An 8,652-nucleotide genomic window follows, 5' to 3' on the forward strand; every position below is an offset into this window, starting at 1 on the left:
CCGGACGCCCCGGCCGCACGCGCTCCCCCGGCGTTACAGTTCCGCTCATGTCCCACGACGCCGCCGACGCCCGATCCGCCGCCTTCTCCGAGGCCCTGCGCACCCGCGTCGTCGTGGCCGACGGCGCGATGGGCACCATGATCCAGGAGCAGGACCCGAGCCTGGACGACTATCAGCAGCTCGAGGGCTGCAACGAGATCCTCAACGTCTCGCGGCCCGACATCATCGCGGCCGTGCACGACGCGTACCTCGCGGTCGGCGTCGACTGCGTCGAGACGAACACGTTCGGCGCCAACTGGTCCAACCTGTCGGACTACGACATCGAGGACCGCATCCGCGAGCTCGCCGCCGCCGGCGCGCGCATCGCCCGGGAGCGGGCCGACGCGTGGTCGACCCCCGAGCAGCCGCGCTGGGTCCTGGGCTCCATGGGGCCCGGCACCAAGCTCCCGAGCCTCGGGCACACGACGTACGCGCACCTGCGCGACACGTTCGCCGAGCAGGCCGCGGGACTGCTCGACGGCGGCGTCGACGCGATCCTCGTCGAGACGAGCCAGGACCTGCTCCAGGCCAAGGCCGCGGTCAACGGCTCGCGCGCCGCGATGCGCGACGTCGGGCGCTCGGTGCCGGTCGTCGTGCAGGTCACGGTCGAGACCACGGGCACCATGCTCATGGGGTCGGAGATCGGTGCGGCCCTCACGACGCTCCAGTCGCTGGACGTCGACGCGATCGGGCTGAACTGCGCGACGGGCCCCGCCGAGATGAGCGAGCACCTGCGCCACCTGGCCAAGCACGCCGAGATCCCCGTGACGTGCATGCCCAACGCCGGGCTGCCCGTGCTGGGCGCGAACGGGGCCTCCTACCCCCTCACGCCGGGTGAGCTCGCCGCTGCGCACACCCAGTTCGTCACCGAGTTCGGCCTGGGCCTCGTGGGCGGGTGCTGCGGCACGACCCCCGAGCACCTGCGCCAGGTCGTCGAGGCCGTGCGCGCACGGCCCGTCGCACCGCGCAGCCCCGAGCGCGAGAACGGCGTCGCGAGCCTGTACTCGCACGTCGACTTCCACCAGGACTCGGCGTTCCTCGCGATCGGCGAGCGCACGAACGCCAACGGCTCCAAGGCGTTCCGCGACGCGATGCTCGCCGAGAACTGGGACGAGTGCGTCCAGATCGCGCGCGCCCAGACGCGCGACGGCGCCCACCTGCTCGACGTCTGCATCGACTACGTGGGGCGCGACGGCGTCGCGGACGCCCGCGAGGTCGTCTCGCGTCTCGCGAGCGCGTCCACGCTCCCCCTCGTGATCGACTCGACCGAGCCGGCCGTCATCCAGGCGGGCCTCGAGCTCGTGGGCGGGCGCGCCGTCGTGAACTCGGTCAACTTCGAGGACGGCGACGGGCCCACGTCGCGCTTCGCGCGCATCATGCCGCTCGTCAAGGAGCACGGCGCCGCCGTCATCGCGCTCACGATCGACGAGGAGGGGCAGGCACGCACGGCCGAGACCAAGGTCGCGATCGCCTCGCGCCTCATCGACACCCTCGTGGGCGAGTGGGGCGTGCGACTCGACGACATCGTCGTCGACACCCTCACGTTCCCCATCGCGACGGGCCAGGAGGAGACGCGGCGCGACGCGATCGAGACCATCGAGGCGATCCGCGAGCTGGTCGCACGCTACCCGGGCGTGCACACCACGCTCGGGGTCTCCAACGTGTCGTTCGGCCTCAACCCGGCCGCGCGCACCGTGCTCAACTCGGTGTTCCTGCACGAGGCCACGCAGGCCGGGCTGGACTCCGCGATCGTGCACGCCGCGAAGATCCTGCCCCTCGCCTCCATCCCCGACGACCAGCGCCAGGCCGCGCTCGACCTCGTGTGGGACAAGCGCGAGTACGACGCCGAGGGGAACCTCACGCACGACCCGCTCGCCCACCTCCTCGACCTCTTCTCCGGCGTCGACTCCGCGGCGCTCAAGGACGCGCGCGCCGCCGAGATGGCCGCGCTGCCCGTGGGACCGCGACTCGAACGGCGCATCGTCGACGGCGAGCGCAAGGGCCTCGAGGCCGACGTCGACGAGGCGCTCGCCTCCGGCATGAAGGCGCTCGACATCGTCAACGACCACCTCCTGGCCGGTATGAAGGTCGTCGGCGAGCTGTTCGGCAAGGGCGAGATGCAGCTCCCGTTCGTGCTGCAGTCCGCCGAGGTCATGAAGACCGCGGTCGCGCTGCTCGAACCGCACATGGAGAAGACCGACGAGGCGGGCAAGGGCACCATCGTCCTGGCGACCGTGCGCGGCGACGTGCACGACATCGGCAAGAACCTCGTCGACATCATCCTCACCAACAACGGGTACACGGTCGTCAACATCGGCATCAAGCAGTCGATCGGCGCCATGATCGACGCCGCCGAGGAGCACGACGCCGACGTGATCGGCATGTCGGGGCTCCTCGTGAAGTCGACCGTCGTCATGCGCGAGAACCTCGAAGAGCTCGCCTCGCGCGGGCTCGCCACGCGCTGGCCGATCCTGCTCGGCGGCGCGGCCCTGACCCGCACCTACGTCGAGGACGACCTCGCCGGCATCTTCCCGGGCGAGGTCCGCTACGCCCGCGACGCGTTCGAAGGCCTGCGACTCATGGAACCGCTCGTCCGCGTGGCGCGGGGAGAGGCACGCGACGCCGTCGGGCTGCCTCCCCTCAAGAAGCGCCGCCACGCGACCGTGACCGTCACCCAGACCCCCGTGGAGGACCTGCCCGCACGCTCCGACGTCGCCGCGGACAACCCCGTGCCCACCCCGCCCTTCTGGGGCACGCGCATCGTCAAGGGCATCCAGCTCGCCGACTACGCGGCGTTCCTCGACGAGCGCGCTACGTTCATGGGCCAGTGGGGGCTCAAGCCGGGACGGTCCTCCGATGCCGACGGCGCGGCCGGCGCCTCCTACGAGGAACTCGTCCAGACCGAAGGACGCCCACGCCTCAACGCGTGGCTCGAGCAGATCCGCACCGACGGCATCGTCGACCCGTCCGTGATCTACGGGTACTTCCCCGTGTGGTCGGAGGGCGACGACGTCGTCGTCGCCCACCACGGGCCCGGGCTCGCGGGCATCGGGGCACCCGACGGCGGCTCTGGCGGACCCGTGGGCGAGGAGCGGCTGCGCTTCACGTTCCCCCGGCAACGCCGCGACCGCCACCTGTGCCTCGCGGACTTCGTCAAGCCCCGCTCGTGGGTCGAGGAGACCGGGCGCTACGACGTCCTGCCCGTCCAGCTCGTGACCGTGGGCGACACCGTCGACGTGCACACCGCCAAGCTCTTCGCGGCCGACAAGTACCGCGAGTACATGGAGCTCCACGGGCTGTCCGTGCAGCTCACCGAGGCGCTCGCCGAGATGTGGCACACCCGCGTACGGTCCGAGCTCGGGTTCGCAGGCGAGGACCCTGCGGACGTCCAGGGGATGTTCGACCTCGACTACCGCGGGGCGAGGTTCTCGCTCGGCTACCCCGCATGCCCCGACATGGAGGACCGGCGCAAGGTCGTCGAGCTGCTCCGGCCCGAGCGGGTCGGGGTGGTGCTGTCGGACGAGCTGCAGCTGCACCCGGAGCAGTCGACGGACGCGTTCGTGTTCCACCACCCGGAGGCGAAGTACTTCTCGGTGTAGGGCTGACGGTAGGGCATAACCCCAGGTCAGAGCGGCTTTCACAACTCCACGTGGGGGCATGCGGGGCCACACCTGTGGCTACGCTCGGGGCAACGCCCAGCGGAGTTTCGACCGGCATCGAAGACCGCCCGACGAGACGCGGGGGCCGGGGCGCTCTACCAGGACTCGCTCGGCCTGTGGACAGCCGCGGTCACGCTCCCGCCCGCCCCGGAGGGCAAACGTCGGCGCAAGGTCGTCCGGGCCCGCACCAAGGCCGTGCGTCCGACAAGCTCAAGAAGCTGCGATCCGAGCCCGACCGGAACGGGGACCTGCCGACCTCCTCCCCCACGCTCGAGCAGTGGATGCGAACCTACCTCGCGCGCAACGAAATCTGCTCCAACAAGCGCACGTCGTGGTGGTACGACTCGCCGAAGGGCTGCTGCAGCACGATCCAGTGCCGCTCATCCGCACTGTGTTAGCACACGCTCCCGCCTAGACGCCCAACCAGCCCGCCTTGGACATGTGCAGCTACATGCCCACGGCGGGCCCGTTCCCCGGAGTCACGCATGAAGACCTTCATCGTCGTACTCGTCCCCGCCCTGATCGCAGCAGCCGCCGTCTGGATCCTCGGCTCTTACGCCAGCGGCCTGCCGCTCGCCGCCCGAGCCGCGATCATGGCGGCGGTTGTCGTCGGAGCGGTCCAGGGGGCCCGCGGGCTGCAGGAGCTCTGGTCGAGCCGCCAGGAGGACTCCACCGAACCTCAGTAGCCGCCGACCGCCCGCGTTGGTCAAGTTCTGCTCCACAGCCTTGGCCAACGAGGACTCAAGACCAGGTAGCCCTCAAGTCCTGAGACTAGAGACCAGACTCATCTAGCCTCAGGCCTTGTCCAACCCGCGAAGAGACCTCGACGGCGGAGTCAAGGAGGGTCATGTTCGGCATCGACACGCTGGGCCTCTGCGAGGATTCGGCCATGAACGACGCACTCGCCAACGCACCCCGGCGTGCCGGCGGGCGCCTGACACCGCAGGAGTCCGCTCTCCTCGAACGCATCTGCGCGGGCACGTGGCGAGGGGCCGAAGAAGCCAGGGCGCAGCTCGCGCACGCACGCTGGGGCGGCAAGGACCACGACGGCGACGCATGCTTCCTCATCGACATCCCGGCCGAAGCAGATGCACCGAGGATCCCCCAACAGGGAGGCGGCCCGATCGCCACCCTCGCCGTCAGCGACAGGGACGTACACCTCGGCTCGCTCGAGCTGTGGGTCGAAGGCGGGCAACTCCACTCGCTGGACTACAGCACCTTCAGCGACGCTGGCGGCGAGATGCTGCCGGACGTTCGCCAGCTCGGCGACTTCACCTCCCACATCGACGAGCAGGCCAACCCGCTGTACGGAAGGCCGAACGGCCCGTTGGTCAAGGTTGCACCCCGCGACCTTGACCGACGTTGACGTAGGACCGGAGCAACGAGCGCGCCCCCAGCGACCACAGCCAGCACAGCGGCGCACATCGCCAGAACGCCCGTAGCGCCTAACCGTCGATCCGCACGTTCGACTGCTCTGCCGACTTGAACATCATCAAGGGGACGGTGAACGCGACTGTCGTCGTCGATCAGAGCGGGGCTCGTTTCCGCTGATGTGATGGGTCATGGCGCGGAGCTGTCTGAACGGGTGCCGCAGTCCTTGGTGTCGTCGGGCTGATTGCCTGCCGGACGTGGTCCATCGCGTCAGCTCGCCGCCTCGTCGACGACGCACACCGCACCACTCGATCAGTCCCCGGACGCAGGATGCTGCTCCGGTGCTCGGATCAGCAGGTTCGGACGTGACGCCGTACCAGGTCCAGTCCGCCCGGTCCGAGCCTGCGGCACAGCTCGACGAGGACGAGTGCGGCCTGGCGGGCGTCGGCCCCGGCCTCGTGGTGGGCGTGGGCGGGGATGCTCAGAGCCGACGAGACGTCGGGCAGCCGGTACGAGGCGAGAGAGAGGACAGACTTGGCAGCGTCACGCGTGCACAACCATTGCGACCGTGGCACCCCGATGCCGTACACCTCGCTCGCCTGCACCAGGACCGAGCGGTCGAAGGCGGCGTTGTGCGCGACGAGCGCGTCCCCGTCCGCGAACTCGACGACCTTGCCGTAGACGACGTCCCAGGTCGGTGCACCGAGGACGTCCTGCGGCTGGATCCCGTGGACGGCCACGTTCCGGTAGCTGAACGACTGATGGCCGGGCGGCGGGTCGACGAGGGTCTCGAGCGAGTCCACCACGACGCCGTCGCGGACCTTGACGACACCGACCGCACAGACCGAAGCCCGCTTCGGATTGGCGGTCTCGAAGTCGATCGCGGTGAACGACAGGCCTGGCAGCGCGGCAAGGGGCATGCCGGACATAGTAGACGAGGCAACCGGTCGGCCGGCGGCGCCGGAGCAGGCCTGAACCGCAGGTCAGCACGTAGTACTCTGCGGACCGTGTCCAACGATCTCGGCTTTGGTGTCCCCCTGTCCCGCCGCAACCTGACGGCGCTGCGGAGCGCCCTCGAGCCGCTCGAGACCGGCGCGAGCGTCACGGCGCTCTTCCGCTACACCGAGCACGGTCAGTTCACGGTCTCCGGCCCGGTCCGCAGGGACCTGACCGAGACCGTGCTCAAGGTGGGTTGGTGGGACCTGACGAACGGCAAGAAGGTCGAGCCGGTCTCCGAGCTGCAGAGCCTCACGTCGACGGTCGTCGAGGACGACGACCGGTCCGACCTCGCGCCGGACGGCGACGAGCTCCGGTCCGTCGTCTCGAGCCTCGATGCCGGTGACATCGTCACCGCCGACTTCGAGTTCGAAGGCTGCGGCCGGTTCACGATCTCCGGTGGGGTCCGTCGGGACGAGCACGGCACACGGTGGATCCTCGCGGGTCACCACCTCACCCTCGGCGACGCCCATGCACCACGCTTGCGTCGCCTCGTCGTCGAGCGAAAGGCGGCCGTCCCGGTCGCGGCCGGGGCTGGCGTCGGGGCCCAGTACGACCTGTTCGGCGGCTAGGCCGTCGACGTAGCTCATCTGCGGCTGCCGCCCACCGGAGACCGGTCCGTCGACCGGTCTCCGGGCGTCACCCCCGCGCACCGAGAACCCGATGAGTTCTCTCCCTCCGCTCGGTCTACCCCCTGACCACGCCGCCGACCCACCGGAGCGCATCATGGGATCGATCGAGATCGAGCTGTTCACGACCCTGGACCTCGTCGGGCAGGCGCCCGGCGGTCCCGACGAGGACCCGGCGAACGGGTTCCCTTTCGGCGGCTGGCAGGCTCCCCTGCTGGACGACGTCGCCGGGGAGCAGGTGGCCGCCGCCTACGAGGGCACCGACGCCCTCCTGCTCGGCCGCCGCACCTACGACATCTTCGCCGCCTACTGGCCTCACCAGGAGGGCGGCCAGGACGACGACTTCGCTGCCCTCTTCAACCGCATCCCCAAGTACGTCGCATCCCGGGGTACGCCTGATCTATCGTGGGCCGGCTCGACACTCCTCGGCCCCGACCTCGCCGCCGCGGTCCGAGAGGTTCGCGACCGGCACGAGCACGTCAAGGTCGTCGGCAGTCTCGACCTCGTGCAGATGCTCCTGCGGGAGAAGCTCTTCGACCGCCTCGATCTGTGGGTCCACCCGATCGTCCTCGGCGTCGGGAAGACCGTGTTCGACGGCGGTGCCGTGCCCACCAACCTGACCCTCCTCGAACCGCCTGCCGCCAGCCCTGCGGGCACCGTGCTGCTGCGTTACGGTCTAGCCGGCGGCACGCCCGCGACGGGCGACATGGCGGCCGCAGACCGCGGACTCGACCGCCCGGCCGAGAGAACCTGAGGCAGGAGTTCCATGGCGGTCCAACGACTCGACAACGTCGGCATCGTCGTCGCCGACCTCGACGCGGCGGTCGCGTTCTTCGTCGAGCTCGGCATGGAGCTCGAGGGCCGGGCTCCGATCGAGGGCGCCTGGGCGGGGGACGTCGTCGGGCTCGACGAGATGCGGTCGGAGATCGCGATGCTGCGCGTCCCCGACGGTCCCGGCCGGCTCGAGCTCAGCACCTACCACTCCCCTGCGGCCGTGGACGTCGGCCTGGGTGGTGCACCGTCGAACACCCTGGGCCTGCACCGCGTGATGTTCACGGTCGACGACATCGACGACACGGTCGAGCGGCTCCGCGGGCACGGCGCCACGCTCATCGGCGAGATCGTCCGGTACGAGGACACCTACCGGCTGTGCTACCTCCGCGGGCCGGAAGGGATCGTCGTCGCACTGGCCGAAGAGCTCGGGTGACCACCTGGACTCGTGGTCGTCGCCCTCGCTGCCCGACGACGTCACCCTCGCCGCCGGATCCCGTCACCCTCGGCATCGGGTTGCGTCACCGTCGGCGACGATGTGCGTCACCCTCGGCACCAGGTTGAGTCACCGTCGGCGGCCGAGGGCGTCACCCTCGGCGCTGCGCATCGTCGTCCTCGGCGGCTGGCACGGCAGGGCACGGCAGGGCACGGCAGGGCACGTCCGGAATTCGTCTGACGTGACCGTCGTCACCTTCGTAGACTGCGACGCATGGCATCCCGCATCAGTGAACTGGTCCTCGACTGCGCCGACCCCGAGCTGCTCGCACGGTTCTGGAGCGGAGTCCTCGGCTACGTCGAGCTCGGACGGGAGGAGGGTGCGATCGAGATCGGCCCGGCCGACGTCGGGTTCGGCGGCCTGCAGCCGACCCTCATCCTGAGCCCCAGCGACGACCCGAAGACCGGCAAGCTCCCCCTGCACATCGACGTCAATGCGACCGACCGCGACCAGGACGCCGAGCTCGAACGCCTGCTGGCCCTCGGCGCACGCCGCGCGGACATCGGGCAGACAGGCGACGAGTCGTGGCACGTCCTCGCCGACCCCGAGGGCAACGAGTTCTGCCTCCTGCGCAAGCGCCTGGCCCCCTGACGCCGAGGTAGACCCGTGGGGGGGGGGGGGGGGGCCCGGGGGGGGGGCGAGCCGCCCCCCCGCGGGCCCCGGGGGTTGTGAAATAAACAAGCCCCCCCCG

The 8,652-nt window shown here is 70.4% G+C and carries 8 protein-coding genes; 7 read left to right on the forward strand and 1 reads right to left on the reverse strand.

Going from position 1 to position 8,652, the window contains the following annotated elements; translation table 11 throughout:
- The first annotated feature begins 47 nt into the window (after nt 1–47).
- From metH to ACFVQ3_RS14350, 3 genes are all read left to right on the forward strand, one after another.
- On the forward strand, nt 48–3,638 hold the full coding sequence (gene metH / locus ACFVQ3_RS14340) for a methionine synthase (protein ID WP_387640212.1): 3,591 nt from the start codon (nt 48–50) through the stop codon (nt 3,636–3,638).
- 545 nt (nt 3,639–4,183) lie between these two features.
- Nucleotides 4,184–4,384: a hypothetical protein gene (locus ACFVQ3_RS14345; protein WP_387640214.1), complete on the forward strand. Its 201-nt coding sequence runs from the start codon at nt 4,184–4,186 to the stop codon at nt 4,382–4,384.
- A gap of 161 nt (nt 4,385–4,545) precedes the next feature.
- Nucleotides 4,546–5,064 (forward strand): hypothetical protein, encoded by a 519-nt coding sequence (locus tag ACFVQ3_RS14350; RefSeq protein ID WP_387640217.1) that lies wholly within the window; start codon nt 4,546–4,548, stop codon nt 5,062–5,064.
- A gap of 355 nt (nt 5,065–5,419) precedes the next feature.
- Here the strand turns inward: ACFVQ3_RS14350 and ACFVQ3_RS14355 are convergent, their stop codons facing one another.
- Nucleotides 5,420–5,989, reverse strand: a complete 570-nt coding sequence (locus ACFVQ3_RS14355; RefSeq protein ID WP_387640219.1) for an exonuclease domain-containing protein — start codon at nt 5,987–5,989, stop codon at nt 5,420–5,422.
- 87 nt (nt 5,990–6,076) lie between these two features.
- Here ACFVQ3_RS14355 and ACFVQ3_RS14360 point away from each other — a divergent pair, with 87 nt between their 5' ends.
- From ACFVQ3_RS14360 to ACFVQ3_RS14375, 4 genes are all read left to right on the forward strand, one after another.
- Complete coding sequence (locus ACFVQ3_RS14360; protein ID WP_387640222.1) at nt 6,077–6,637, forward strand: hypothetical protein; 561 nt, start codon at nt 6,077–6,079, stop codon at nt 6,635–6,637.
- A 154-nt stretch (nt 6,638–6,791) separates the two neighbouring features.
- On the forward strand, nt 6,792–7,448 hold the full coding sequence (locus ACFVQ3_RS14365; RefSeq protein ID WP_387640225.1) for a dihydrofolate reductase family protein: 657 nt from the start codon (nt 6,792–6,794) through the stop codon (nt 7,446–7,448).
- A 12-nt stretch (nt 7,449–7,460) separates the two neighbouring features.
- The gene (locus tag ACFVQ3_RS14370; RefSeq protein ID WP_387640227.1) at nt 7,461–7,901 is read left to right on the forward strand and encodes a VOC family protein; all 441 of its coding nucleotides are present in this window, start codon (nt 7,461–7,463) and stop codon (nt 7,899–7,901) included.
- Between the two features lie 273 nt (nt 7,902–8,174).
- Complete coding sequence (locus ACFVQ3_RS14375) at nt 8,175–8,552, forward strand: VOC family protein (protein ID WP_387640230.1); 378 nt, start codon at nt 8,175–8,177, stop codon at nt 8,550–8,552.
- The last annotated feature ends 100 nt before the right edge of the window (nt 8,553–8,652 follow it).

It is taken from the genome of Oerskovia sp. NPDC057915 (assembly GCF_042887685.1).
In the GTDB taxonomy this organism is placed as follows: Bacteria; Actinomycetota; Actinomycetes; order Actinomycetales; family Cellulomonadaceae; genus Oerskovia.

Excerpts from the sequence above, each read along its gene's own strand:
- metH (WP_387640212.1), top strand. The coding sequence starts at position 48 with ATGTCCCACGACGCCGCCGACGCCCGATCCGCCGCCTTCTCCGAGGCC.
- ACFVQ3_RS14345 (WP_387640214.1), top strand. The coding sequence starts at position 4,184 with ATGAAGACCTTCATCGTCGTACTCGTCCCCGCCCTGATCGCAGCAGCC.
- ACFVQ3_RS14350 (WP_387640217.1), top strand. The coding sequence starts at position 4,546 with ATGTTCGGCATCGACACGCTGGGCCTCTGCGAGGATTCGGCCATGAAC.
- ACFVQ3_RS14355 (WP_387640219.1), bottom strand. The coding sequence starts at position 5,989 with ATGCCCCTTGCCGCGCTGCCAGGCCTGTCGTTCACCGCGATCGACTTC.
- ACFVQ3_RS14365 (WP_387640225.1), top strand. The coding sequence starts at position 6,792 with ATGGGATCGATCGAGATCGAGCTGTTCACGACCCTGGACCTCGTCGGG.
- ACFVQ3_RS14370 (WP_387640227.1), top strand. The coding sequence starts at position 7,461 with ATGGCGGTCCAACGACTCGACAACGTCGGCATCGTCGTCGCCGACCTC.
- ACFVQ3_RS14375 (WP_387640230.1), top strand. The coding sequence starts at position 8,175 with ATGGCATCCCGCATCAGTGAACTGGTCCTCGACTGCGCCGACCCCGAG.